This is a genomic window from Streptomyces sp. CCM_MD2014 (genome assembly GCF_000772045.1).
GTDB classification, from domain to species: domain Bacteria; phylum Actinomycetota; class Actinomycetes; order Streptomycetales; family Streptomycetaceae; genus Streptomyces; species Streptomyces salinarius.
The window spans coordinates 2,018,911-2,043,663 of sequence record NZ_CP009754.1 but is presented as its reverse complement, the minus strand read 5'-3'; the positions used below and the strand labels follow the sequence as shown (position 1 = coordinate 2,043,663).

Genomic DNA, 24,753 nt, shown 5'->3' with positions numbered 1-24,753 from the left:
CGGGCGCGGCGCGGGATCAGCGTGCGGCCAGCTCGTGCCGTGCCCGCGCCGCCGCGCCCAGCGGTACCGCGTCGGCCCCCAGGGACGCCCGCAGCAGCTTGACGGGGTGGCCGCTGATCGGCGGCTCGGCGGCCAGCCGCTCCCGGATCAGCGGTTCGAGCAGCGGCCAGGCGCCGCTGACACCGCCCCCGATCACGACCGTGCCGATGTCGACGAGGCCCGCGGTCATCACGATCGCGCGGGCGATGCCGGCACCCGCCGCCGCGTACACGGCGTGGGCGTCGGCGTCCCCGTCCCGGGCCGCCTCGGCCACCTCGCGGGCGGTCAGCTCCCGCCCGGTGCGCTCGCCGTAGCGGGCCCGAAGGGACCGGGCCGAGGCCAGCGTCTCCAGGTGGCCGCGGCCGCCGCAGGTGCACGGCAGGTCGCCGAAGCCGGGGATGTGGCCGATCTCGCCGGCCGCACCGTGGGCTCCGGCACGCAGCTCGCCGCCCGTCCACAACGCCCCGCCGACGCCGGTGCCCAGGGTCATGCCGAGGACGTCCTCCTCGCCCGCCGCCGCACCGCACGCGATCTCGCCGCGCAGGAACGCGTTGACGTCGTTGTCGAGGAAGGCGGGGACGCCCAGCGCGTCGCGCAGGGCGGCGGCCACGGGGAAGCCGGCCCAGTCGGTGAACGAGTCGCTCGCCACCAGGACGTGCCCGGAGGCGGCGTCGACCACCCCGGCCGCGCCCACCCCGACGGCGGCCGTCCGGCCGGGCGTGCGCGCCCGTACGACGGCGAGCGCGTCGAGTACCGCGTCGATCATCGCCCGGCCGCCGGAACGGGCCGGAGTGGCCACCTCCGCGCGGTCGAGCACCCTCAGTTCCGCATCGCAGAGCACCACCTGCGTGGTGGTGCCCCCGATGTCGACCCCGGCGAAGACCGGGGCGTCGGCACCGCTCACGCCCGCTCCTCCGTCCGCCCGGCGGCGAGCGTCGCCAGCCGCTCCGCCCTGCGGCCGCGCTGGACCACGGGGTCGGGCACGGGCACCGCCGCCAGCAGGCGCCGGGTGTAGTCGGTCTCCGGGTGCCGCAGCGTGGCCGACGTGAGCCCCTGCTCCTCGGCCCGCCCCGCCCGCATCACGACCACCCGGCGCGCGAACTGCTGTACGACGGCCAGGTCGTGGGAGACGAACAGACAGGCGAAGCCCAGCTCCCCCTGCAGCTCGCGGATCACTTCGAGGACCGCCTCCTGCACACTCACGTCCAGCGCGCTGGTGGGTTCGTCCGCCACCAGCAGCCGCGGCTCGAGGACCAGGGCGCGCGCGAGGCTCACCCGCTGGCGCTGGCCGCCGGACAGTTCGCGCGGCGCCCGCCGGGCCACCTCCCGAGGCAGCCGGACCCGGTCGAGGACCTCGGCGACCAGGGCCTCCCGTTCCCTGCCGGACAGTCTCCGGCGGTGCACCCGCAGCGGTTCCGCGACGCATTCGCCGACCGTCATCCGGGGGTCGAGCGAGGCGACCGGGTCCTGGAGGACGACGCCGATGCCGGCCCGCAGCGCCCGCCGGGCCCGCGCACGGGTGCGGGCCAGGTCGGCGCCGAACAGGGTGACGGAGCCGGCCGTCGGGGTGATCAGGCCGAGCGCCACCCGGGAGGCGGTGGACTTGCCGGAGCCCGACTCGCCGACCAGGCCGAGGGTCTCTGCGGGGTGCACGGCGAAGGACACGCCCTTCAGGGCGTGGACCGCGTGCTTCCCGCGGCCGAAGACCACCGAGACGTCCGTCAGCTCCACCGCGGGTGCCCCCGAGGCCTCGGGGGGCGTCGCGTCCCGTTCGTCCGCCCGGCCCTCGCCCGGCTCCGCCACCGAGAGCCGCGGCACGGCGGACAGCAGCCGCTTGGTGTAGTCGTGCGAGGGGCGCAGCAGTACGTCCTCGACCGGCCCGGTCTCCACGACGGCGCCCTGGTACATCACCGCGACCCGGTCGGCGAAGTCCGCGACGACCCCCATGTTGTGGGTGACCAGCAGGACACCCGTGCCGGTCTCGGCCGCCAGCCGCCGCAGCAGGTCGAGGATCTCGGCCTGCACGGTCACGTCGAGCGCGGTGGTGGGCTCGTCGGCGATGAGCAGCGCCGGGTCGTTGGCGATGGCCATGGCGATGACGACGCGCTGGCGCTGGCCGCCGGAGAGCTGGAACGGGTAGGAGCGGGCCCGCTGCTCGGGCTCGGGGATGCCGACCCGGCGCAGCAGTTCGACGGCGCGCGCGGCGGCGTCCGCCGCGGAGACGTCGCGGTGGTGGTTGCGGATCACCTCGGCTATCTGCTTGCCGACCCGGGTGAGCGGGTCGAGGGCGGTGGCCGGCTCCTGGAACACCATGGAGACGGTCGATCCGCGCAGCCGGGACAGCCGCTCCTCGTCGGCGCCGACGACGTCGGTGCCGTCGACGACGGCCCGTCCGGTGGCCCGGGCGTTGCCGGCGAGCAGTCCCATCGCGGCCAGCGCGACGGTGGACTTGCCCGAGCCCGACTCGCCGACCAGGGCGAGCGTCTCGCCGGGTGCGACGTGCAGGGACACGCCGCGCACGGCCTGCACCGTGCCGGTCTCCGTGGTGAAGACGACGCCCAGGTCGTCGAGGTCGAGAATGTGGTCCCCGGCGGCGGGCGCGGCCGGGCGTCGAACGGCGCTCATGCGCGCCCCCTCACGTCGAATGCGTCCCGGAGCCCGTCTCCGATCGCGTTGAACGCCCACACCACCAGGATGATGGCGAGGCCGGGCGGCACGATCAGCCACCAGTGGCCCGAGTAGGCGGCGGTCATTCCGGTCGAGAGCATGCCGCCCCAGTCGGTGGCCGGGGGCTGCACGCCCAGGCCGAGGTAGGAGACGTACGCCACCAGCAGGATCGCGTCGGCGATCTGGAAGGTGGCCGCCACGATGACGGTCGACACCGAGTTCGGCAGGATGTGCCGGACGATGGCCCGCCCGTGCGAGCCGCCGATCGCGCGGAGGGTGAGGACGAAGTCCCGGTTCTTCAGGGTCAGGGTCTCGGCCCGCACCAGGCGCGAGGGCACGAGCCAGGAGATGAGACCGAGGATGAGGACGAGGCCGGTCAGGTCGGGGGTGGTGATCGCGGAGACCACCAGCAGGATGAACAGGGCGGGAATGGCGATGCCCGCGTCCACCACACGCATCATGACCGCGTCGATCCAGCCGCCCGCGTAGCCGGCCGCGGCGCCCCACAGGGTGCCGATGACCGTGGCGAGGACACCGGCCGACAGGCCGACGATCAGCGAGACCTTGCCGCCGTACATCAGCCTGCCCAGCTCGTCGTGGCCGACCGCGTCGGTGCCGAGCCAGTGGGCGCCGCCGGGCGACTGGTTGACCTGCTGGAGCAGCGTGTGGGTCTGGTCGGTCTCGTAGACCAGGGGGCCCACGAAGCAGAACAGCACGAAGAAGACCACGACGCCGAGCCCCACCACGGCGAGGCGGTTGCGCAGGAAGCGGCGGACCGCGAGCCGGGTGCCGGAGGCGGCGCGCGGGGGAGTCGCCGCGAGACCGTCCAGGGAGGTGAGGGAACTCATGACCGACCTGCCTTCACTCGGGGGTCGATGACGCGCTGCAGGATGTCGGCCAGGAGGGTGCCGGTCACCGTGGCGACCGAGATGACCAGGACGCAGCCCAGCAGCACGGGGTAGTCGGAGGACTGGGCGGCGGTCCAGAAGAGCAGGCCCATCCCGGGGTAGTTGAAGAGCTGCTCCACCACCAGGGCGCCGCCGAAGAGGACCGGGACGTAGTAGCCGAGCATGGCCACCACGGGGGTCAGCGAGTTGCGGAAGACGTGCCGCGTCAGGATGGCCCGGGGGCGGGAGCCGCCGGCCCGCGCCGTGCGCACGTAGTCCTCGGTGAGGTTCTCCAGCGTGGCAGAGCGCATGTAGCGGCTGAAGACGGCGACCATCGTGGCCGCGCCGGCCACCACCGGCAGCACCAGGCCCTGGGGCTGGGCGAGGATGTCGGCGACATCGTTGCCCTGCGGCGCCTGGGCCGGGAACCAGGGCAGGACCTGGCTGAAGACGAGGACCAGGATCAGCCCGAGGAAGTACACGGGGGTGGAGTAGGCGACGAAGCTGAGCGTGGTGATGACGTAGTCGACCGGCTTGTTGCGGCGGACGGCCTGCCACACGCCGAGCGGCACCGCGAACAGCAGCCCGATGACGGCCGACAGGACGGTCAGCAGCAGCGTTTTCGGCAGCCGCTCGGTGATCAGCTGGGAGACGGGTTCGTTGAGGGTGTACGACATGCCGAGATCGCCGTGGACCAGCTGGTTCAGGAAGTACAGGTACTGGACCGGCAGCGGCCTGTCGAGCCCCTGTTCGTGGTTGAAGGCGGCGATCTGCGAGGCGGTGGCCTGCGGGCCGAGGATGCCGCGGGCGGGACCCCCGGGGAGGGCGTGCAGCAGGCAGAACACCACGACGGTCACGAGGAGGACCACCGCCAGCGCCTGCAGGACGCGCCTGATCAGGAAGGAGTATGTGCTCATGGGTTTCCGGGTGACTGGGTGGGGAGGACGGGGCGGCTGCGGGTGAACGGGGCCGGGCCCGGGCTCACTCGGTCCACGCCCACATGGCGGGGTGGAAGTTGGCGAGGGAGTCCTGGGCGAATCCGCCGAGCCCGTTCCTGATCACGGAGACCTGGTAGTCGGGCTCGGGGAGCCAGATCACGGGCAGGTCCTCGGCGAGGGCCTTGCTGTAGGCGAGCATGGCGTCGGAGGACGAGGAGGTGGTGGTGCGGTCGATCAGCTCGTCCACTTCGGGGTTGGAGTAGTTGCCGAAGTTGGAGCCGCCGCCGCTGGCGAAGAGCGCGTCGCCGCTGGGGTAGGCGGGGAAGTACCAGCTGCCCGCGCTGCCGAAGAAGGAGAGCTGCCACTTGCAGGCGGGGTCGTCCTCCTCGCACTGCCCGGTCTGCGAGAGGACCGAGTTGACCGGGGCGGTCTTGATCTCGAAGTCGATGCCGGTCTCCTCGAAGGAGGACTGCAGGGCGCTCATCATGTTGTCCGTCTCCGTGGAGCCGGACTGGGCGAGCACCCGCATCCTGAACTCGGTGCCCTTCTCGACGCCTTCGCCGCAGTGCCCCTCGCCGGTCCCCGGTGAGGTGCACACCATGGTGCCGTCCTGCTCGGTCCAGCCGTGGTCCGTCAGCAGCCTGCGCGCCTCGGAGTTGGAGAACGGGTACGGCTCCGCCTTCTGCTCGTCCGACAGGAAGGCCGACGGCTGGCCCTGCGGGACGGGGCCGTAGGTGGGTACCGCGGTGCCGTTGTAGAGCACCTCGGACAGGGTCTTCTGGTCGACGGACATCTGGATGGCCTGCCGGGCGTACAACTGCCGGAAGACCGCGCCCATCTCGGGGTTGTTGAAGTTGTACGGCATGTAGGTGACGGCCCAGCCGGACCACCGCTCGACGTGGTAGCCGAGGTCCGTGAAGGACTTCTTGATCCCGAGGTCGGAGGCCCTGATGTAGCCGTAGTCGACGGTGCCGGCCCGCAGCGCGTTCTCCTCGGCGGCCACGGTGGTGAAGGAGAGCAGGTTGATCTGCTTCACGTGGGCCGCGCCCCCGCCGTCGTACTTCTCGTTCTCGATCAGCTCGACCCGGCCGGAGGTGGAGAAGGACTTGAGCCGGTACGGGCCGCTGACCGTCTTCCACAGCGGGTCGCTCGCGTAGTGGGAGATCTTCTTGCCGGCGTCGATCAGGTACGTCCAGACCTTCTTGGCGCCGGCCGGGGTGCGGTCGAGGTCGGAGACCGTGCCCGAGTCGCCGGTCCTGTCCCACACGTGCTGCGGCATCGGGCGGATCATGCTCAGCTCGTTGGCGAGCATCCACTGCCGGTTGTAGGCGCGGTCGAAGTCGAGCGTGAAGTGCCGGTCGTCGAGGGTCTTGAAGGAGGTCCAGACGTCCGGGGCCTTGCCCGGGCTGTAGCTGGCCCACGACTTCTTGTTCGCCCGGACCAGGTTGAACCAGAACTCGACGTCCCGGGAGGTGACCTGCTCGCCGTCGCTCCAGTGGCGGTCGCCGAGGGTGATGGTGACGCTCTTGTTGTCCGCGGCGAACTCCGCCTCCGTCGCCAGCGAGTTGTCCTTGTTCCAGCCGATCTCGCCGCTGGAGCCGTCGTAGGCGATCAGGGGCTCCCACATCACCTGGGATATGGAGGAGTTGTTGGTGTTCAGGTGTCCGGGTGTTCCGATCGGAACGATCCAGTTGGGTGTGAAGTTCGCCGGGAGCGCGTAATTGATCTCGTTCTTCGAGCCCGAGGGGGCGGAGACACCGCCCGTGCAGCCGCTGAGCAGCACACCCACGGCCGCGCATGCGCCGGCGACGAGCGCCCGGCGTCGGCGTGACGCTGTGCGAGCAGGGGACATGTATCTCCTCCAGGTGAATGGCGTGGAGGTCAGCTAACGCCTGCCTCGGCGCGGGTACAAACAAAGTTGGGTAACAACTAAGTATCTCCGTTTCTGAAAAAAGTCCCGACGCGGTGCCCGCCGCGATTTACTGGGTTAATCACCATTCCCGGAACGGCGTTTCAGGCGTACTGTCTGCATCGGACCGACCATGGGGAAGTAAGCACGTACATGAATGAAATAAGTACGCGGGGCCGGCGGACGGCGGGCACCTCGGCGCTGGCGGCGCGCGCCCTCGAACTCGTCGCCTCCGGCCGGGCGACCTCCCGGGCCCAGCTCGCCGAGCTGCTCGGCGCCGCCGCCTCCAGCGTCTCGGTGGCCGTGGCCCAGCTCGTCGAGCACGGTCTCGTCGCCGAGGAAGGAACCCAGTCCTCCACCGGTGGGCGCCCGCGCAAGGTGCTCAGACTCGGCGGCCAGGACGAGTTCGCCGTCGCCGCCGACCTGGGCGGCCGGCACGCCCGCGTCGGCGTCGTCCTGCCGGGCGGCGAGCTCAGCGACGTCTCCACCGTGCCGCTGGTGATCGCCGACGGCCCGCAGGCGGCCCTGTCCGGGCTCGCCGCCATCCTGGACGAGCTGGTCGAACGCCACGGCAGATCACGGCTGCGCGGCGTCGGCCTCTCCCTCCCCGGCCCGGTCGACACCGCCACGGGACGCGTCGTGCAGCCCTCCCGCATGCCGGGCTGGAACCGCTTCCCCGTCGAGTCCTGGCTCCGGGAGCGCTTCGCCGTCCCCGCCGTCGCCGACAACGACGCCAACTGCATGGCCGTCGGCGAGCACACCGCCCGCAAGGGACGCCACCAGCAGGTGATCATGGTGAAGACGGGCACCGCGATCGGCGCCGCCGCCCTCGTCGACGGCCGGCTCTACCGCGGCGGCACGGGAGCGGCCGGGGAGATCACCCACATCCGCATCGCCCACGGCGACCGCATGCCCTGTTCCTGCGGCAACACCGACTGCCTGGAGACGGTCGCCTCCGGTGCCGCCCTCGTCCGGGTGCTGCGCGACGAGGGCGTCGACGTCAGCACGGCCGAGGACGTGGTGCGGCTGGCCACCGACGCGCACCCGGAGGCCAACCGGGCGGTGCGCAGGGCCGGGGACTACCTCGGCCAGGTGCTCGCGGCGAACGTCAACTTCTTCAACCCGGACGCCGTCTACCTGGGCGGCATCCTCTCCACCGTCGAACCCTTCGTCGCCGCCGTCCGCAGCCAGCTCTACGAGAGCTGCCACCCGCTGGTCACCGAACACCTCGCCATCGAACGCGCCGTCCTCGGCGCCGACGCGGGCCTCCTGGGCGCCGGACAGTTCGCCCTCCAGCGGGCGCTCGCCCAGGCCCTGCGCGAGGTCGGCGGAGCCCAGCTGGACCCGGACCGGTTCCAGACCCCCACCACCGCCTGAGCGATCCCGCACCGCCGCACCACCCGCACCGCCGTATCACCTGCATCACCTGCATCACCTGCATCACCTGCATCACCTGCATCACCCGCACCGCCCGCACGAACGAGGAGCCATGTCGCACCCCAGCACCCCCGCCTCCGCCCCCTCCCGCCGTCCCGTCGTCGCCATCGCCGGACTCGGCATCGAGTCGTCCACCTTCTCGCCCGCCCGCACCCAGGCCCCCGCCTTCCACCCCTCACGCGGCCAGGAGGTACTGGACCGCTACCCCTTCCTCGCCGTCGGCGAGGAACTGCGCGAGGCGGCCGACTGGCACGGAGCCCTGGTCGGCAAGTCGCTGCCCGGCGGCACCGTCACCGCCGCCGCCTGGGAGGAACTCACCGGGGAACTCCTCACCCGGCTCGCCGCACTGCCCGCGCTGGACGGCCTCTGGTTCGACATCCACGGAGCCATGACCGTCGAGGGCCTCGACGACGCCGAGGCACTGCTCCTGGAGAAGGTGCGCGCCGTCGTCGGCGACGACGTGATCGTCTCCACCTCCATGGACCTGCACGGCAACGTCTCCCGCGCCCTGGTCCACCGCAGCGACCTGATCACCTGCTACCGGATGGCTCCGCACGAGGACCACATGGAGACCAAGGAACGCGCCGTCCGCAACCTCCTGACCCACCTGGCCTCCGGCGCCCCCCGCCCGCTGAAGGCATGGGTGCCCGTCCCCGTCCTGCTGGCCGGCGAGCAGACCTCCACCCGGATCGAGCCGGCGAAGAGCGTGTACGCGGCCGTTCCCGAGGTCGAGGCCCGGGAGGGCGTGATCGACGCGGCGATCTGGGTCGGCTACGCCTGGGCCGACGAACCCCGCAACCGGGCCGCGGTCGTCGTCACCGGCCACGACGAGCAGGCCGTCTCCGCGGGCGCCGAAAAGCTGGCCCGCGGCTTCTGGGACGCCCGCCACGACTTCGACTTCGTCGCCCCCACCGGCACCTTCGACGACATCCTCGACGAGGCCCTGGCCGGCGAGCGACGCCCGTACTACGTCAGCGACACCGGCGACAACCCGACCGCGGGCGGCGCCGGCGACGTCACCTGGGGCCTGACGCGGCTGCTGGCCCGCCCCGAGTTCCAGAAGGAGGACGGGCCGACCGTCCTGTACGCCTCGGTGCCGGGACCCGAGGCCGTCCGGCACGCCGCCGAGGCGGGCGTCGGGGCCACGGTGACGGTGACGGCGGGCGCCGAGGTCGACGACCGGCACGCCGGCCCGGTCACCCTCACCGGCGTCGTGCACGCCGTCCGGCTCGGGGACCGCGACGCCAGGATCGAGGTGGTGATACGCGTCGGCAGTGCGTACGTGATCCTCACCGAGCTGCGCAAGCCCTACCACCACGAGCACGACTTCACCGACCTGGACCTCGACCCGCGCGGCGCCGACGTCGTCGTCGTGAAGATCGGCTACCTGGAACCCGAGCTGTTCGCGATGGCCGCCGACTGGAAGATGGCCCTCACCCCGGGCGGCGTGGACCAGGACCTCGTCCGCCTCGGCCACCATCGCATCCGCCGCCCCATGTTCCCCTTCGACCCCGCCATGGCCGACCCGGACCTGTCCGCCCGCCTGATCCCCGCCGCGGACCAGCCGCTGACCGGGGCCGACGAATGAGCACCCGCCCCGGTCTGGAGATCGCCGTCGTCTCCCCGGCCGGTGCCCGCACCGCCCGCGAGCACGGCGCGGACCGCGTCGAACTGTGCACCGGACTCGAACTGGGCGGCCTGACCCCCTCGACCCCGGCCGTCGAGGCGGCCGTCGAGGCCGGGCCGCCCGTCCACGTCCTCGTCCGCTGCCGCCCCGGCGACTTCGTGTACGACGGCGAGGAGGTCGCCCTGATGGCCGCGGAGGTGCGCGCCGCCCTGCGCGCCGGCGCCCGCGGCGTCGTCGTCGGGGCGCTGACCCCGGACGGCGCCCTCGACACGCACGCCCTCGCGACGCTCGCCGGCGCCGCCCGGGACACCGATCCCGCCGCGCAGGTCACGCTGCACCGGGCGGTGGACCAGGCGAGCGATCCGGTGGCCGCCGTCGCGGCGCTGCCGGGACTCGGCATCACCCGGGTCCTGACCTCCGGTGGCGCGCCCACCGCGATCGAGGGAGGTGCCGCGCTCACCGCGATGGCCGCCGCGGCCCCCGGCATCGACGTGGCCGCGGGGGGCGGGGTGCGGCCGGGTGACATCGCCGGTCTGCTGACGGCGGGCGCCGGCTCGGTGCACCTGTCGGCCAAGACCCGGGCGACGCCCCGGCGCGCGGCCGGCTGGGTGCCCCTCGGCGCCGGCGGCACCTCCGCCGAGGACGACACCCACTTCGTCACCGACGGCGCCGTCGTCGCGGCGGCGCGGCGGGCGCTGGACGCGGCGGCCGACGCAGAGGGCCACGCCCCTGGGTGAACGGCCCGCGGGCCGAACCGGGACACTGGCACCGTGGACGCACTCGCCGGACTGCTGGAGGGCCCCCGGGCCCGTGGCGCCTTCATGATCCGCGCCTGTTTCGACCCGCCCTGGGCCGTGCGCGTCGAGGACCGGGCGCCGCTGACCGTGATGGTGATGGTCCGCGGCGACGGCTGGATCGTGCCGGACACGGGGGAGCGGCTGCGGCTGCGCACCGGGGACCTCGCCATCGCGCGCGGTCCCGACCCGTACGTCTGCGCCGACGACCCCGCCACCACCCCGCAGGCGGTGATCCTGCCGGGCGGCGCGTGCAGTTACCCCGACGGACGCCCCCTCAACGGCTCGATGGACCTCGGCGTACGCACCTGGGGCGACCGCCCCGACGGCGAGGCGGTCCTCCTCATCGGTACCTACCTGGTCCGCGGCGAGATCGGTGGCCGCCTCCTCGACGCGCTGCCCCCGCTGCTGTCCCTCACCTCCGAGGACTGGGACAACCCCCTCACCCCCCTGCTGATGACGGAGGTCGCGCGGGACGAGCCGGGCCAGGAGGTGGTCCTGGACCGGCTCCTGGACCTGCTGGTCATCGCCGCGCTCCGGGCCTGGTTCGCCGGTCCGTCGGCCGATGCCCCCGCCTGGTACCGGGCCCTGGGTGACCCGGTCGTCGGCCGGGCACTGCGGCTGCTCCAGGACGACCCGGCACACCCGTGGACCGTCGCGTCGCTCGCCGCCGAGACCGGCGTCTCCCGTGCCGCGCTGGCCCGGCGGTTCACCGACCTGGTCGGCGAACCGCCCATGGGCTACCTCACCGGATGGCGCCTCGCCCTGGCCGCCGACCGGCTGCGCGACGGCGAGGACACCCTCGGCGCGATCGCCCGCCGGGTCGGCTACGGCAGCGCGTTCGCGCTGTCCGCGGCCTTCAAGCGGGTGTACGGGGTCAGCCCGCAGGAGTACCGGAACGGGGCGTGACCCTGGTGCGGGCCAGGGGGCGTTGCCCGGCGTTGCGGGGTGCCACGCCCACCCGTGCCCCCCCAGCGGCGCGACTGCCCGCAGCTGGGGCGGCTGCCTGCAGGCGGCGGCGTAACCTGGCACGCGTGTACACGGAACGGGTGTCCCGGTTGGCCGGCGCGGTGGTGTGGACCAGCACCCCGACCGGGTCCGGCCCCGGGCGCATCCTGCCCGACGGCTGCATGGACCTGCTCTGGCACGACGGACGGCTGCTGGTCGCAGGCCCGGACACCCGCGCCTACGTGAACGAGGGCGCCCCGGGCCCCTGGGCCGGCGTCCGTTTCTACCCCGGCACCGCCCCCGCCCTCCTCGGCGTCCCCGCCGACGCACTGCGCGACCGGCGCGTGGACCTCACCGACCTCTGGCCCGCCGCCCGCGCACGGCACCTCACCGCCCGGGTGAACGCGGCCCCCGACCCGGCGACCGGCCTGGAGGACGTCGCGCTGTTCCGCGCCGCCGAGACCGGGCCGCCCGATCCCCTGCTGGTCCGGGTCGTCGCCGCCCTCGACGCGGGCCGCCCGGTCGCCGCCACCGCCGACGCCCTCGGCATCGGAGCCCGCACACTGCACCGCCGCTCGCTGGCCGCCTTCGGCTACGGCCCCAAGACGCTGGCCCGCGTACGGCGGCTGCAACGCGCTCTCGCCCTGGCGAGGGACGGCACACCCCTCGCCGAGACGGCCGCCCGCACCGGTTACGCGGACCAGGCCCATCTGGCGCGGGACGTGCGCGAGCTGGCGGGTGTGACCTCCGGTGAGCTGCTGCGTGGCCAGGGGGGCCGGCCAGCGGAACGGAACTAGTTCCTCTGCTCTGCGAGCCTGTCCAGGACGTCCGCGACCGGGGTGGGATCCAGGGGGCCGACGTGTGACGCGTCGGGGAAGTCGTGCACGCGGAACCTGTTGCCGGGTGTGGACGCGTCGGCTTCCGCGATCATGCGGTCCTGGAGCGCGGTGGCGATCGTACGGTCCTTGCCGAAACGCAGGTATGTGCGGGGAACGCGTCCCCAGCGCCCGGGCCGGCCGACCGCCCGGCCCGCGTAGGCGGCGACGGGCTCGTCGGTCTGCATGCCGGACAGGATCCGGCGGAAGTCGGCGTCGGGGTAGTCCGCGCAGATCATCTCCTTCAGGAGGGCCAGCTCACCGCTGACACCCGTGCGGAAGTTCAGCCGCAACACCCCGAGCCGGTCAGGGTCGCCCACGGTCAGCTCCGCCGGGCTGACGGCGTTCGCGTTCTCGGGTGCCGCCGTGCAGGCGTCCGCCGTGGGCAGGAGGCGGCTGGGGCAGAAGGCCGCCATGTAGCAGATGTGGTGCAGCAGGTGCGGGACGGCGTCGGCGACACGGCTGACCGACACGCCGCCCAGGCTGTGCCCGACCAGCACCACCGGGCCGCTGCGTGCGGCCTGCCGCACGATGCCCGTGACGCGCGCCTCGTAGTCGTCCAGCCCGAGGTGCTTCAGCGGGGACGGCTCGACCGCCATCGCCGCGAGGTCCTGCCGCTGGTAGGACTCGGCCACGAATGCCTCCGCGCCGTGCCGCGGCTGGTCCACCATGACGACGCGGTGGCCCCGCAGCACCAGGTCCCGCGCGATCGGCATCCAGAACGCGCCGGCGCTGTGGGTGCCGTGCACCAGCACGTAGGTCGCGAGCCCGCGACGTGGGGTCGCCGAGGCCGCCGAGGCTCCGGGCCCGGTGGCCAGCGCCATGCCTCCGGCGGCGAGTCCCAGCCCGCGCAGCGCCGTCCGCCGGGTGGCCCCTTTTCCTTCTTCGTTCGTGTCGTTCCTCATGAACACGACGCTATGAACGGCCCGTTCGGCCCACCAGCGGTCCAGCACCCCCACCGGGGTGGTCCCAGAACCACCCCGCACGTTCCGTTGAGGTCAAGCAGGTCCCTCCGGCAGCGGTGCGAACAGGTCGACACCGTGGCCGTCCGGGTCGTTGACGACGGCGTACCGCTGTCCCCAGGGGGCGTCCCAGGGCTCGCGCTCGCCCTTGCAGCCGGCGCCCGTCAGCTCCGCGTAGCAGGCGTCCACTTCCGCGGGCGTGTCGCACAGCAGGGCGAGGGAGTGCCGCCCGCCACCGGCCGGCGGCTGCCAGCCGGGCGTGAAGGAACGGACGGAGTCCTCGGTGTCCAGGAGCAGCCGGATGCCGCCCGGCAGTCCGGCCTCGGCGTGCGGCTGTCCTTCGGAGCCCTCGGGGAAGGCGAAGCCGAGCCGGCGGTAGAAGGTCACGGAGGCGGCCATGTCGGAGACGATGAGGCCGATGGCGTCGAATCGTGCGGTCATGGGCTCACCGTAGGCGGGGCGCGCGGGCCCGGTCTTGAAGAAAACGGACACCCGGCGGCCGCGCGCCTCAGATGCTGCTCAAGTCCGTTGAACGGCACGGGGAGTCCGGTCGATCATGGCCGCATGTTCGGACGACTCGCCCCACCGGAACTCAACGTCCTCGTCCTGCGCGACACGGACGTAGTCGCCCACCGCGTCCGTCAGGCGCTCGCCGAGGCGACGCCGGAGGAACGGCCCGGACTGGAGCGCGCCGCCGCCCTGGTCGAGCAGGCCGCCGCGGAGCCCGACGACGCACTGCTCGCCCGCTGGGTGCACGAACGCCTGACCGCGGCCGGGCACGAGGGCCCCGTCGACTCCGTCCGGGCGGTCAAGGCCCTGCGCGAGTCGGCCCCCGGCCTCAGCCTGCGCCAGGCCGTGAAGTTGACGAAGGACGCCGCCGCCCACCAGCCCTAGACCGCTTCGTCGACACCCCCGCAACCCCGAGCCCCTGCCTGCGGCGGCCGGCCACAGAGTGCTCCGTGGCGGGCCACCGCCGTGCGGGCTTGTCCGGCGGTACAGCCGTATGGCCGGGCGTGGGGTGTCAGGTGAAGGGCAGAGGGTCCGGCAGGAGCCAGGTGGCCGCCGCCGCTCCACTCACCAGGGCCGTCGCCCAGCCCACCCAGGGTCGCCCGGACAGGGCCCGGGCCCCGTGCGCGGCCTCGGAGGTGACGACCACGCCGCAGACCAGCGCCAGGAAAAGGTCGTCCCAGGCCGCCTCCGGCCGGCCGACGACGAGCCAGCCCGCCGCGCATCCCGCGAGTCCCACGGCCATGTACGGCCACGGCGCGTACTGCGCCGGGTCCGGCACGGCGCGCACGCGGTGCGTCAGGATCAGGACGATGTCCGCGACGATCGCCGCTATCGCAATTACTGGTCCTCCATGATCAGAACTTGCATGCCTTCTTCAGAGCCGGGATGCCCAGCAGGGCCGCGACCGCCTTGCGATGCGCCGACGTCACGACGCGCTTGGTCGTGCCCTCCTTGTCACCGGGCCGGCCCACCTTGAGGTCGGTGCTCGTAAGTGGCGGTGTGGCCGGACAGCCGCGGTGCGGGCAGGCCGCCCTTCCACTGGGTCTGTGCCGCGTCGAGGCTCTCGGCTCCGGTGACCGGGTGTGTCCTGAGCCGGTCGACCGCCTCCAGAAGCCCGGGGACGGCGCGCTCCGCCTCGGTGTCCCCGAAACTGGTCCACCGGCCGCGACGGCGACGTCGGGCGTGGCCAGGAGCACGGCGGTGGCGGCCGGCATGGCTATGCCCGAGGCACGCCGGGTGGTTCTCATGTGCGTACTTTCCATGGTCTCGGCACACGACCCGCCGATGTCGTTCCCCCCGGCGGGTCAGGCCGCAAATGATCTTTGAGCGGCGCAATGGAAACACATGTCCTACAAAAACAGCCACTTCGCCCTCTGAACCGGACATCCGCGGCGTACTTCACCGAAGGGTCACCATCCTCAACGGGCTGCCCCGCGCCCCGACTTGTGAGCCGGCGGGGGCCGCGGCCTACGGTCGAGCGCCGACGATGCGCTCGAGCGGTGTTCGGGCTTCGACGGTGCGGCGGTGGCCCGGGCCGAAGGAGGCCAGGCAGGCACCGTGAGCGGCTGCGGACTGGCGACGGGCCTCGGGAACGCGTCGCAACCCGAACAGGGCAGTGGCGAGGGTCAGTTCGACGGCGCCCGTTTCCGGAAGGCGCTGGTGGTCGGGAAACGGGCGGTGCGGCTTTTCGGCGCACCGTGCCTCGGTGAGAGCCTCAACGGCCAAGCCCGCCACGAAGACGCCCGAACGGCAGTGCTTCGTCATGGGTGGCGAGAGCCTCGGTGTGGCGGCCTTGGGCACCCGTCGCGATCGCGGCGAAGTTCAGCGCCACGGCTCCGTACGCGTCGTCGCGTGGCCGCGATCGACTCACGGCCCGGGCCTCGGACTTCCGCCTCGGCGCAACGCCCGGCCTCGTAAAGGGCCTTGCCTCAGCCCCAGGTGTTCCCGTCATCCGTTCGGCGTCGCTTCGGCCGCGCGTCCGGCAGAGTCTCATGCCCGGGAGCACATGGATGCCGCACAGGCTGCTCGGCCCGCGGCCGGGTGGAGAGAGGCGGCGTGAGCGGCCCTCCGGGGGAACGCCCGTACGGCAGGATGGCCGCATGATTCGTCATGCGCGTGTCCTGCCGGTGCTGGTGCTGGCCCCGCTGCTGCTCACCGCCTGCGGCTCCGAGAAGGCGGGCGACTCCGGTCCCTCCGCCTCCGCGGCCGGTCCGGCCGCGGCCCCCGGCACCCGCGAAGTCGCCTCCCGCGCCCGGGCGATGGGCGTGGCCCCCGAGCTGGTCTACGTCACCGAGGCCCCCGGCTTCACGCTCGCCCAGCAGTCCGTCGGCGTCCTCGGCGACGACGGCTTCTCCGCCACCTGGGTCGACGGCGAGACCAACGCGCTGCTGCGGCTCGCCGTCGACCGGGGCACCATCACCGCCGACACCTGCCCCGAGCAGCCCGTCGGCGACATGTCCGGCGAGCACACCACCTGCGAGCGCGACGGGGACGCCTGGTACCGCACCGGTGCCGGACGGCACGAGTACGCGCTGTCCGAGGAAGGCCACGTCGTGCGCGTCTCCGCCGAGAAGGACGCCGTACCGCGCGACGTCCTGCACGCCGCCGCCCTGGCCGCCCACCGCCCCGACGACGCCGAGACCGACCGCCTCCCGCCCTCCGCCGACCCCGCGCCCGCCTCTCCGGTCGAGCGCGGCGACCTGCCCCGGTATGGCGACGGGGCCCCCGACAACCACGTGGACGTGGGCGGCTGACCCGGCGACCCGGCGACCAAGCGACCGGGTTATGCCGTGAAGGCTGCCACCGTGTCCAGACCGGCCTGCCGCAGGGTCCGGTGGACGGCCGGGCGGGCCCCCTGGACGGTGAGGGTGACCGGCTCCGGCGTGCGCGTCACCGTACGCAGCAGCGCGTAGGCGCAGGCCAGGTCGATGTGGTCCAGACCGCTCATCTCCAGGGTCCAGGCTCCGGGCTCCCGCAGCCGCGGGTCGAGGAGCAGTTCCTCCAGCACGCCCAGCGCGGGCGCGTCCAGGGTCCCGGAGAAGGCCAGCACCGCGTGCCGCCCGTCGGCCTCGGCGATCCTTACGGGTGCGTCCGTCACGGCAGCCTCCTCGGTCGCTCGTCGCTCGTCGCTCGTCGCTTGCATGGCGTCCGTGCCCTCCATTGTCCCCCCGTTCGCGACGACAGGGGCGGCCCGGAATAGATCCGGCCGGTGCGGCGCTGTGTCTTGAGCGGTACGAGAGTGCGGCGAAGGGCTGGTGGGCGTATGTGGTCGGGCCAGACGAACCCCGTGGTCAGGACGGTGCACGGGGCGGTACGCGGCAGGTACGAGCACGGTGTCGCCGTCTTCCGCGGCATCCCCTACGCTGCGCCCCCCTTCGGGCCGGGCCGCTTCCGCCCGCCCGTGCCCCCCGAGCCCTGGGACGGCGTCCGCGACGCTGGCTCGTTCGGCCCCACGGCCCCGAAACCGCCGTATTCCGAGGCCTTCGCCCGGTATCTGTCCGACCCGGCGATCCCCGGCGACGACTGCCTCAACCTCAACGTCTGGACCCCCGAGCCCGGCCCCGGCGCCCGCCTGCCGGTCCTGGTCTGGCTGCACGGCGGCGCGCTGACCAGGGGTTCCTCCGCCGTACCGGTCTACGACGGCAGTACCTTCGCCCGGGACGGCGTGGTCTGCGTGTCGATCAACTACCGGCTGGGTGTGGAGGGCTACGGCCTGTTTCCGGACGCCCCCGCGAACGCCGGCCTGCGTGACCAGATCGCCGCGCTCCAGTGGGTGCGGGACTCCATCGCGGCCTTCGGCGGCGACCCCGACCGGGTCACCCTCGCCGGTCAGTCCGCGGGCGCCATCAGCACCGGCGCGCTCCTCGCCGCGCCCGCGGCCCAGGGGCTGTTCCGGCGCGCCGTGCTCCAGAGCGGCGCACCCGAGGCCAGTGACCGCGACAAGGTGCGGCGCATGGTCCGGCGCATGGCCTCCCGCCTGAAGATCCCCGCCACCGCCGAGGCCTTCGCCGCCGCCGACCGCGAGCAGCTCCTGCGCGCCCAGGCCGAGGTGGGGCGCTTCAGCAGCCCCGTACTCGGCGGCCCCGGCTTCGGCCTCGTCGTCGACGGCGACGTGCTGCCCCGCGACCCGCTGGAGGCGCTCGTCGGCGGCGACGCGGCACCCGGCGTCGACCTCATGATGGGCTGGACCCGCGACGAGTACCGGCTCTGGCTCGTCCCCGGCGGCCTCGTCGAACGCGTCGACCGCCTCGGCGCGGTCGCCCTCGCGGGCGCCCGAGCCCGCTGCCACTGCGGCAACGAGGTCGTCCGCGGCTACCGTGCGGCGCGCCCCGACGCGGGGACCGCCGAGATCGTGGGCCAGCTGGTCACCGACCACCTGCTCCGCATCCCGATGCACCGCCTGGCCGACACGCGGCCCGGATCCACGTACGTCTACGAGTTCGCCTGGCCGTCGAACCGCCCCGGCCTCGGTGCCTGCCACGCCCTGGAGCTGGGCTTCGTCTTCGACTCCGGTGACGGCCCCGACGCACGCAGGCTCGCGGGCGAGGGGGCGCCGCAGGAGCTGGCCGACGCGATGCACGGGGCGTGGGTGAGGTTCGCGGAGTCCGGCGACCCCGGGTGGGAGGCGTGGGACGCCGCGCATCCCGTACGGGTCTTCGGAGACGGCGTCCCGCACACGGCCTACGGCCCGCTGGACGCCGAGTACGACCTGTGGAAGGCCGACGTCACCGGGCCGCCCCGGGGAGCGCGGCCCAGGCGTCCGGTGCGACGGTGACGTGTCCCTGCGGGCCTTGGCCTGCGACCGCAGCATCGCACTCCTCCGCGTGAGGACGGTCACCTCGTCGGGAGCGGCGATGAGTTGGCTGCCCCGTCGTGTCTCCGTGCGGGCGAGGGCGGGTGCGGGCTGCTGCTGGTGTCGGAGCCGGCGGACAAGCGGGGCGTGACGGAGCGGGAGCCCGGCAGGGCCGTGTGGTTCGAGTGCGTCGTCCCGGCGGACTGACGGGGCACACCCGTCTGCCCTCGGGGGCCTTCACCGGATCTCCACGCTCCGTCAGGTGCGACCCGTCAGGCCCAGCAGCCGTTCACGGTCGCGGCGAGGCCGTCCATGGCGTCCTTGATGTCGCTCGGGTCGGCCGTCGAGTTGTTCTCGATGAAGGAGAAGATCCGCCAGTCGCCGTCGTCGGTCCGCGTGACGCCGCTCAGGGCGATGGCGCCCGTCAGCGTGCCGGTCTTGGCGTGCACCTTGCCGACCGCGCACTCGGAGTTGGGGTCGTCGAAGCGCCCCCACTCCGGGCCGAGGCTGGCACCGGCCTCGCCGGAGACCGGCAGGCCCTCCAGGATCGAGCCCAGGGCGGGCGACTCCGTGATCGCGTCGAGGAGCTGCGCGAGCGTCGCGGCCGGGATGCGGTCGGCGCGGGAGAGGCCGCTGCCGTCGTGCATCTCGAAGTTGTCGAGGGAGATGCCGTACGAGCTGAGCACCTGGCGGACCAGCGCGGTGCCGGCCTCGAAGGTGCCCGGCCGGCCCAGCTCCACGGCCGACATGCGGAGCAGGGTCTCGGCGATGTTGTTGTCGCTGGTCTTGAGCATCTTCTTGACGATGTCCGACAGCGGCGCCGACCTGTGCTGCGCCACCGGGACGTCGGACTGCTTCACCGTCGTGCGGGACACCTCGCCCGTGACGGTGACGCCCTGTTCGGCGAGCTTCTTCGCGAAGACCTCGCCCGCGTCGATCGACGTGTCCTGCACGGCGGCGCCGTCCACGACGAGGGAACGGACCGGGGCGACCTCGGTGGGGTAGTAGCCCTCGTTCCAGCCCTCGGCGAGACTCGGGGCGGCGAACAGGCTGTCGTCCACCCGGACCTGGACGTCGGTGCGGCCGGCCGCCCTGAGGCCGTCGGCGGCGGTCTTGGCCAGCGCGGCGACGTCCTCGCTCGTGAGGGTGCGGTCACCGCCGCCGACGAGGGTGAGGGTGCCCTCGCCGTACACGACCTTGGTGGTGAACTCGTGGTTGGCGCCCAGCAGCGTCAGGGCGGTGGTGGCCGTGGCGAGCTTGGCGTTCGAGGCCGGCATGAGGGCGGTGGAGCCGTTGTGGTCCCACAGGGCGGTGTCCGAGTCGGCGTCGAGCACGACACCGCTCACGTCGGTGCCCAGACGCTCGTCGGCGAGGCGCTCGTTGAGGTTCTTGACCAGCTGCGCGTCGTCGGCGGCGAGGTCGTCGGCCGAGATGCCCTGCTGCTGCGGGGCGTTGCCGTCGGCGGCGAAGGCGGAGGTCCCGGCCAGCGTGGCGGAGGCCACGGGCACGGCCATCGCGAGCACGAGGGCCCGGCGTGCGCCGACGCGGCTCACTCTCGCTTTGCGGTGCCTGCGCCGTCCGCCGGGGGTGAATGTGGTCGTGGGGGTTTCGTCTGGCGTACCAGTCATGAAGTGAAATCCAAAGATCGGTTACTTCGTTCTGTGGGGGTGAAGCGCTGGGCACGCTACCAGCCGCCATATGCAGGGCCGGGACGGAAATTGACGGGGTGTGAAAGTCCTGCGACCGAATTGGGGACGGCTGCCCCGAAGCTTTTGTGAAGGGGCCTTTCCCGGCACCCGACGGGCAATCCCGCTGCCCTTCAGGGCGCCGGGACACCGGATTCCGGGGCATCGGATCCCGGGGCGTCGCCGCGCCACCGGGCCCGCACCGTCCAGCCACCGGTCACCGCCAGGGCCACGACCGCCCCGGCGGCGATCAGCCGTCCGAGCCCGGAGCCGGTCCCGCTCACCGGCACCGCGGCGGCGGCCGCCACGACGCCCGCTCCCGCGCAGGCCGCCAGCGCCTCGGCCCCCACACGTGCGGTCCCGCGTCCCCACCGCCACGGCCACGTCTCACTCGTCACCAGGTAGGCGACCAGCAGTACGACCAGGCAGCCGGCCTCCCACCAGGCCGGGTCGCCGAACGCCGCGATCACCACCACGCCCGCCGCGACCAGCGTCGTCCGGTGGCGCAGCAGCCGGGCGGACCAGCCGGCCGCCACCGACGGGCGCCGGTCCAGCGAGGGCGCCGCCCACGCCGCGAAGGCGATCGCGCCGACGAGCGGCACCGCTTCCCCCGCCGTGCCCACCGCGGCCCACGGCCGCCACGCCAGCACGACGGCCGCCACCGCGATCACCCGCACCGGCACGGTGCCGATCCAGTACCCCAGGTACTCCCGGAGCCCGGCCCGCGTCCACCGCGTCGTCGTCCCGGTCGTCATCCCGCGCGTCCCCTTCCCCCGACCCGCCCCGACAGAAGCGGCGCCAGCGCCAGATCCAAGGACTCGCCCGCCGTGTGTTGGAGCACCGGCACCCCGCTGTCCCGCAGGGCGAACCGCATCGCGTCGCGCTCCGCCCGCCACAGCCGCAGGCCCAGCTCCCCCGCCTCGTCCCCGGGTTCCACCCGAGGGTCGCCGCTCGGGATCTCCACGACGACCGGACGGCGCCCGCGGGCCTGGACGTCCCGCAGCACCGTCAGGATCCGTGCGTCGCTGAGCGGGGTGAACACGTACACCAGGGCACCCTCCGGCAGCGCGGGCGGCGGGACCCGCTCCAGCCCGTCGCCGCCGAAGGTGCGGTTCTTGCGGACGTCGAGGACGCTCTCGACGATGCGGTAGAACGCCGCGTCCCCGGTGCCCGGCGTCAGCCAGCGGGTGGTGCCGCCGGTCGAGACGACCCCCACCCGGTCGTGGGTGCGCAGATAGGCCCGGGTGAGCCCGGCGGCGGCGCGCACGGTCTCGTCCAGGGAGGACAGCCCGGTCACCGGGTCGACGACGTCCCCGAACGCGTCGAGCAGCATCACCGTGTCGGCGGCCCGCTCGGCCGCGAACCGGTGCAACTGCACGGCGTCGCGCCGGGTCGTGGACGGCCAGTGGATGCGCCGCTGCCGCTCCCCGGGGACCCAGGGCCCCACCCCGACGACCTCGACGCCCTCCCCGGGCTGCGGCGAGGCGTGCTCGCCGAGCCGCTGCGGCAGCCGTACCGGGATCGGGGTGAACCTCGTCTGCGCGGCGTGCGGGAACACCGACACCTCGGGGACATCGACCCGCACGGTGCGGCGCACGGTGCCGCCACAGTCGTACACGTCCAGGTCCACCGGGCCGAGCGACCAGCGGCCCCAGGTCAGCGCCGTATGACGCAGCGTCACCGAGGACCGGCCGACGGCCACCTCGTCGAGGCGCAGGCCGGGGCCGAGCGTGACGCCCGGGTCGAGGCGTACGGCGTCGCCGTCGTGGGCCACCTCGACGCGGACGGTGACCGTGTCGCCCTCGAAGCAGCGTCTCGACTCGACGGTCACCGAGGTCTCGACGCGGCGGGCGGGGGTGCGGGGCAGCGCCAGCGCGAGCAGAACCAGCGGCGCCGCCGCGAGCGCGAGCAGCCAGCCCCGGCCGGTGAGCAGGGCGGCGGCCAGCGCCACGGCGGCCACGGTCAGCAGGCGCAGGGTCCGCTCGCCCGGACGCGGCCCCCGGGCGGCCGGGACGGCGGGGGCGCCGGCGCGGTGCGGCCCTCCAGAGCGCGGTCCACCAGCGCGTTCGGCCGGGGCTGCGGGGCCGGTACCGCCTCCGGCGCGGACGGGGTCACGACGACACGGCGGCCGTACGCCGCGTCGTCGGCGTACCGACGCCGTCGACCAGCTCGCGCAGCACGTCGTCCGTGGAGATCCCGCTCACCCACAACTCCGGCCGCAGCGACACCCGATGGGCCAGCGCGGGCACCGCGAGGTCCTTGACGTCCTCGGGGACGACGTAGTCGCGGCCGTCCAGCACGGCGCGGGCGCGGGCGAGCTGGACCAGGGCGAGTCCGCCGCGCGGCGAGGAGCCGATGCTGATCCGGGGGTGGTCGCGGGTCGCGCCGACGAGCGCGACGGCGTACTCCAGCAGGTCGTCGTCGATCTCCACCCGCTCGACGACGGCCCGCCACGCCAGCACGTCCTGTGGCCCCGCGAGCCGTTCGAGCACGGCCTCGGGCGCGGCCCGGTCGACGCGGGCCCGCAGCATCGCCAGCTCCTCGGAGGCGGTCAGGTACCCCATCCGCACCCGCAACTGGAACCGGTCGAGCTGGGCCTCGGGCAGCGAGTAGGTGCCCTCGTACTCCACCGGGTTGGCGGTCGCGATCACCAGGAACGGGTCGGCGAGCGGCCGGGTCTCGCCGTCCACGGTCACCTGCGACTCGGCCATCGCCTCCAGCAGCGCGGCCTGCGTCTTGGGCGGCGTCCGGTTGATCTCGTCGGCGAGCAGGAGGTGGGTGAAGACCGGGCCCGGGTGGAACACCATCTCGCCGGTGCGCTGGTCGTACAGCGGCGTCCCGGTGACGTCGGAGGGCAGCAGGTCGGGCGTGAACTGGATGCGGCGGAAGTCCAGGCCGAGCGTGGTGGCGAAGGAGCGGGCGAGGAGCGTCTTGCCGAGACCCGGCAGGTCCTCGACGAGGACGTGGCCGCCCGCCAGCACGGCCAGCATCACCTGCTCGAGGGCGTCCTGCTTGCCGACGACGGCACGGCCGATCTCGCGCAGTACGGCACCGGCCTGCTCGCCGACCTGCTCGGCGGTGCGGAGCGGGGGCGTGGAGGGAGTCGTCACGTCGCTTGGTCCTTACCGGTACGGGATGTGCGGGGACGGGGGAGGGGGCTGCGGGTGCGGGGCGCGCCGAGGGCTTCCAGCCGGTCGACGAGGCGGCGCAGTACGTCGACGGGCACCTCGCCCTCCGGGCCGGTGCCCGGCGGCACGGGACCCAGCCACGGCCACAGCTCGGGACCGACCAACTCGGCGGCGCGCTCGGGCTGGTGCTCCAGGGACACGTGGTGGTGCTCGGCGAGCGCGGCGGAGTACAGACGGCGCAGTTCGATCCGGAGCACCGCGCGGTAGTACAGGGCGCCGTCGGGTCCGGTGGAGGTCTTCACGTTGCGCCACCACTCGCCCATGCCCGGAGCCCGCGTCCGCAACAGCCGCACCTCGTCCCGGTACGCGGAGTCGACCGCGCCCGCCCCGGTGACGTACCGGGCGACGAGCACGGCCACGGCCGCGAGCAGCGCCACCAGCGCACCGGCGGCCTCGGGTCCGTCGAGGAGCAGGACGAGCAGCAGGCCCGTGCCGGCGACCGCGCCGCCCAGCAGCCCGAGCCGGGGCAGCGACAGCATGTCCTGCCCCGGGCCGTCCTGCGGAAACCGGTTCACCGCTTGGCCTCCCCGTCCCGGGCCGGGTCCGGTGCCCGGTCCCCGAGCAGGGTCGCGATCTCCTCCAGGGCGGCGGCCGCGGCCGTCCGGTGCGAGCCGTCCATCGGGTGCGAGGAGTAACGGGCCTCGCGGAACAGGGCGGTGAGGCGCGGCCCGGCCGGGCCCGGGGCGAAGCCCGCGTCGGCGGCGCGGGTGAGCAGGTCGGACGGACTGTCGGAGGCCTGCCGCCGCACACCGGACGCCGCGAGGGCGTCCTCCATCGCGGCGTAGCAGGCGATGACGGCGGCCCGGGCGTCGTCGTCGGTGCCGGCCAGGGCGCGGCGGCCCGAGTGCACGGCGGACAGCAGCAGTCGCGCGTCGTCGCCCTGCGGTGCGGTGCTCCCCAACGGACCCGGACGCTGGGGCAGACTCAGCCGGAACCGTCGCAGCCGCCGCACGACGGCCACCACGGCGAGCACGGCCACGACCGCGGCCAGCACGAGGAGCACCAGGTGCAGCGGCAGGGAGGAATGGTCCCCCGAACCGCGCGGGCGCTCCTGGGGCGGGGGAGTGGCGAACGTCGGCTCGGGGGCCGGTTCGGTCGCGAGGGGCGGCGGCGGGCCGGGCGTGCCGTCGCCGGTGGAGAACCGGTGCAGGACCAGGGCCAGTACGCCGATGACGCCCGTCGCGGAGAGCAGCAGGGGCGCGGCGGCGTCCCGCAGCCGCTCCTCGACCGGCGCCAGTCCCATGCGGTCGGCGCCGAAACGGGGACGCAGGCGCCGGACGGCCGTCCAGACCCCGATCGTCCAGGCGGCGGACGCCCCGATCGCCACGATGCCCCACTGGCCGAGCGGCCCCCGGCCGGAGTGCAGCAGCCCCTCCGCGGGCCGCAGCGCGAGCGCGGCGACGGCCAGGGCGCCGACGACTCCGACGGCGACCACCGCCCCCGGCACCGCGCGGTGTCCGGTCCGCCCCCCGTGTGCCACGCCGTGCGCCCCTCC

General features: G+C 73.9%; 23 protein-coding genes. 8 read left to right on the top strand and 15 right to left on the bottom strand.

Going from position 1 to position 24,753, the window contains the following annotated elements; genetic code table 11:
- Window positions 1-16 precede the first annotated feature (16 nt).
- The 5 genes from NI25_RS08890 to NI25_RS08870 all read right to left on the bottom strand — a co-directional run bounded on the left by NI25_RS08890 (window position 17) and on the right by NI25_RS08870 (window position 6,383).
- The gene (locus tag NI25_RS08890; protein WP_061441929.1) at window positions 17-943 is read right to left on the bottom strand and encodes an ROK family protein; all 927 of its coding nucleotides are present in this window, start codon (window positions 941-943) and stop codon (window positions 17-19) included.
- The gene (locus NI25_RS08885; RefSeq protein ID WP_061441928.1) at window positions 940-2,664 is read right to left on the bottom strand and encodes a dipeptide ABC transporter ATP-binding protein; all 1,725 of its coding nucleotides are present in this window, start codon (window positions 2,662-2,664) and stop codon (window positions 940-942) included. Before NI25_RS08885 ends, NI25_RS08890 begins: the two co-directional genes overlap by 4 nt.
- The gene (locus tag NI25_RS08880; protein WP_061441927.1) at window positions 2,661-3,554 is read right to left on the bottom strand and encodes an ABC transporter permease; all 894 of its coding nucleotides are present in this window, start codon (window positions 3,552-3,554) and stop codon (window positions 2,661-2,663) included. Before NI25_RS08880 ends, NI25_RS08885 begins: the two co-directional genes overlap by 4 nt.
- Window positions 3,551-4,510: an ABC transporter permease gene (locus NI25_RS08875; protein WP_061441926.1), complete on the bottom strand. Its 960-nt coding sequence runs from the start codon at window positions 4,508-4,510 to the stop codon at window positions 3,551-3,553. Before NI25_RS08875 ends, NI25_RS08880 begins: the two co-directional genes overlap by 4 nt.
- A gap of 64 nt (window positions 4,511-4,574) precedes the next feature.
- On the bottom strand, window positions 4,575-6,383 hold the full coding sequence (locus NI25_RS08870) for a peptide ABC transporter substrate-binding protein (RefSeq protein WP_061441925.1): 1,809 nt from the start codon (window positions 6,381-6,383) through the stop codon (window positions 4,575-4,577).
- Window positions 6,384-6,593: 210 nt separating this feature from the next.
- Here NI25_RS08870 and NI25_RS08865 point away from each other — a divergent pair, with 210 nt between their 5' ends.
- From NI25_RS08865 to NI25_RS08845, 5 genes are all read left to right on the top strand, one after another.
- Entirely contained in the window at window positions 6,594-7,817 is a 1,224-nt protein-coding gene (locus tag NI25_RS08865; protein ID WP_061441924.1) for an ROK family protein, read from the top strand.
- Window positions 7,818-7,929: 112 nt separating this feature from the next.
- Window positions 7,930-9,465, top strand: coding sequence for a M81 family metallopeptidase (locus tag NI25_RS08860; protein WP_061441923.1), 1,536 nt, complete (start codon window positions 7,930-7,932; stop codon window positions 9,463-9,465).
- Window positions 9,462-10,241: a copper homeostasis protein CutC gene (locus NI25_RS08855; RefSeq protein ID WP_061441922.1), complete on the top strand. Its 780-nt coding sequence runs from the start codon at window positions 9,462-9,464 to the stop codon at window positions 10,239-10,241. Before NI25_RS08860 ends, NI25_RS08855 begins: the two co-directional genes overlap by 4 nt.
- Window positions 10,242-10,274: 33 nt before the next feature.
- Window positions 10,275-11,207 carry an AraC family transcriptional regulator gene (locus NI25_RS08850; RefSeq protein ID WP_061441921.1) on the top strand — a complete coding sequence of 311 codons (933 nt, stop codon included), beginning with the start codon at window positions 10,275-10,277 and terminating at the stop codon, window positions 11,205-11,207.
- Between the two features lie 125 nt (window positions 11,208-11,332).
- Complete coding sequence (locus NI25_RS08845) at window positions 11,333-12,043, top strand: helix-turn-helix transcriptional regulator (RefSeq protein ID WP_061441920.1); 711 nt, start codon at window positions 11,333-11,335, stop codon at window positions 12,041-12,043.
- Here the strand turns inward: NI25_RS08845 and NI25_RS08840 are convergent.
- Both NI25_RS08840 and NI25_RS08835 read right to left on the bottom strand, forming a co-directional pair.
- On the bottom strand, window positions 12,040-13,032 hold the full coding sequence (locus NI25_RS08840; protein WP_061446833.1) for an alpha/beta hydrolase: 993 nt from the start codon (window positions 13,030-13,032) through the stop codon (window positions 12,040-12,042). The genes NI25_RS08845 and NI25_RS08840 overlap by 4 nt on opposite strands.
- An 87-nt stretch (window positions 13,033-13,119) precedes the next feature.
- On the bottom strand, window positions 13,120-13,524 hold the full coding sequence (locus NI25_RS08835) for a VOC family protein (RefSeq protein ID WP_107072037.1): 405 nt from the start codon (window positions 13,522-13,524) through the stop codon (window positions 13,120-13,122).
- 123 nt (window positions 13,525-13,647) lie between these two features.
- On the opposite strand from NI25_RS08835, the gene NI25_RS08830 reads away from it, so the two are divergent.
- The gene (locus NI25_RS08830; RefSeq protein ID WP_061441918.1) at window positions 13,648-13,977 is read left to right on the top strand and encodes a hypothetical protein; all 330 of its coding nucleotides are present in this window, start codon (window positions 13,648-13,650) and stop codon (window positions 13,975-13,977) included.
- A gap of 127 nt (window positions 13,978-14,104) precedes the next feature.
- Here NI25_RS08830 and NI25_RS08825 read toward each other — a convergent pair whose 3' ends face one another.
- The gene (locus tag NI25_RS08825) at window positions 14,105-14,380 is read right to left on the bottom strand and encodes a hypothetical protein (RefSeq protein ID WP_061441917.1); all 276 of its coding nucleotides are present in this window, start codon (window positions 14,378-14,380) and stop codon (window positions 14,105-14,107) included.
- Between the two features lie 1,312 nt (window positions 14,381-15,692).
- Here NI25_RS08825 and NI25_RS08820 point away from each other — a divergent pair.
- Window positions 15,693-16,346 carry a hypothetical protein gene (locus tag NI25_RS08820; RefSeq protein WP_061441916.1) on the top strand — a complete coding sequence of 218 codons (654 nt, stop codon included), beginning with the start codon at window positions 15,693-15,695 and terminating at the stop codon, window positions 16,344-16,346.
- Window positions 16,347-16,375: 29 nt separating this feature from the next.
- Here the strand turns inward: NI25_RS08820 and NI25_RS08815 are convergent, their stop codons facing one another.
- Window positions 16,376-16,690 carry an STAS domain-containing protein gene (locus NI25_RS08815; protein WP_061441915.1) on the bottom strand — a complete coding sequence of 105 codons (315 nt, stop codon included), beginning with the start codon at window positions 16,688-16,690 and terminating at the stop codon, window positions 16,376-16,378.
- Between the two features lie 165 nt (window positions 16,691-16,855).
- On the opposite strand from NI25_RS08815, the gene NI25_RS08810 reads away from it, so the two are divergent.
- A complete protein-coding gene (locus NI25_RS08810; protein WP_061441914.1) occupies window positions 16,856-18,367 on the top strand; it encodes a carboxylesterase/lipase family protein in 1,512 nt (503 codons plus the stop codon).
- Between the two features lie 290 nt (window positions 18,368-18,657).
- Here NI25_RS08810 and dacB read toward each other — a convergent pair whose 3' ends face one another.
- The 6 genes from dacB to NI25_RS08775 form a co-directional block, all read right to left on the bottom strand.
- Window positions 18,658-20,013, bottom strand: coding sequence for a D-alanyl-D-alanine carboxypeptidase/D-alanyl-D-alanine-endopeptidase (gene dacB, locus NI25_RS08800; protein WP_061441913.1), 1,356 nt, complete (start codon window positions 20,011-20,013; stop codon window positions 18,658-18,660).
- 191 nt (window positions 20,014-20,204) lie between these two features.
- A complete protein-coding gene (locus NI25_RS08795; RefSeq protein WP_061441912.1) occupies window positions 20,205-20,825 on the bottom strand; it encodes a hypothetical protein in 621 nt (206 codons plus the stop codon).
- Window positions 20,822-22,021 (bottom strand): DUF58 domain-containing protein, encoded by a 1,200-nt coding sequence (locus tag NI25_RS08790; RefSeq protein ID WP_233520704.1) that lies wholly within the window; start codon window positions 22,019-22,021, stop codon window positions 20,822-20,824. The genes NI25_RS08795 and NI25_RS08790 overlap by 4 nt, the downstream gene beginning before the upstream one ends.
- A gap of 160 nt (window positions 22,022-22,181) precedes the next feature.
- A complete protein-coding gene (locus tag NI25_RS08785; protein WP_061441911.1) occupies window positions 22,182-23,180 on the bottom strand; it encodes an AAA family ATPase in 999 nt (332 codons plus the stop codon).
- On the bottom strand, window positions 23,177-23,773 hold the full coding sequence (locus NI25_RS08780; protein ID WP_061441910.1) for a hypothetical protein: 597 nt from the start codon (window positions 23,771-23,773) through the stop codon (window positions 23,177-23,179). The genes NI25_RS08785 and NI25_RS08780 overlap by 4 nt, the downstream gene beginning before the upstream one ends.
- Window positions 23,770-24,738 carry a DUF4129 domain-containing protein gene (locus NI25_RS08775; RefSeq protein WP_061446832.1) on the bottom strand — a complete coding sequence of 323 codons (969 nt, stop codon included), beginning with the start codon at window positions 24,736-24,738 and terminating at the stop codon, window positions 23,770-23,772. The genes NI25_RS08780 and NI25_RS08775 overlap by 4 nt, the downstream gene beginning before the upstream one ends.
- Window positions 24,739-24,753 lie beyond the last annotated feature (15 nt).

Coding starts and splice junctions, on each gene's coding strand:
- NI25_RS08860 (WP_061441923.1), top strand. CDS start 7,930: ATGTCGCACCCCAGCACCCCCGCCTCCGCCCCCTCCCGCCGTCCCGTC.
- NI25_RS08870 (WP_061441925.1), bottom strand. CDS start 6,383: ATGTCCCCTGCTCGCACAGCGTCACGCCGACGCCGGGCGCTCGTCGCC.
- NI25_RS08835 (WP_107072037.1), bottom strand. CDS start 13,524: ATGACCGCACGATTCGACGCCATCGGCCTCATCGTCTCCGACATGGCC.
- NI25_RS08810 (WP_061441914.1), top strand. CDS start 16,856: ATGTGGTCGGGCCAGACGAACCCCGTGGTCAGGACGGTGCACGGGGCG.
- NI25_RS08875 (WP_061441926.1), bottom strand. CDS start 4,510: ATGAGCACATACTCCTTCCTGATCAGGCGCGTCCTGCAGGCGCTGGCG.
- NI25_RS08885 (WP_061441928.1), bottom strand. CDS start 2,664: ATGAGCGCCGTTCGACGCCCGGCCGCGCCCGCCGCCGGGGACCACATT.
- NI25_RS08880 (WP_061441927.1), bottom strand. CDS start 3,554: ATGAGTTCCCTCACCTCCCTGGACGGTCTCGCGGCGACTCCCCCGCGC.
- NI25_RS08865 (WP_061441924.1), top strand. CDS start 6,594: ATGAATGAAATAAGTACGCGGGGCCGGCGGACGGCGGGCACCTCGGCG.
- NI25_RS08855 (WP_061441922.1), top strand. CDS start 9,462: ATGAGCACCCGCCCCGGTCTGGAGATCGCCGTCGTCTCCCCGGCCGGT.
- NI25_RS08795 (WP_061441912.1), bottom strand. CDS start 20,825: ATGACGACCGGGACGACGACGCGGTGGACGCGGGCCGGGCTCCGGGAG.
- NI25_RS08830 (WP_061441918.1), top strand. CDS start 13,648: ATGTTCGGACGACTCGCCCCACCGGAACTCAACGTCCTCGTCCTGCGC.
- NI25_RS08820 (WP_061441916.1), top strand. CDS start 15,693: ATGATTCGTCATGCGCGTGTCCTGCCGGTGCTGGTGCTGGCCCCGCTG.
- dacB (WP_061441913.1), bottom strand. CDS start 20,013: ATGACTGGTACGCCAGACGAAACCCCCACGACCACATTCACCCCCGGC.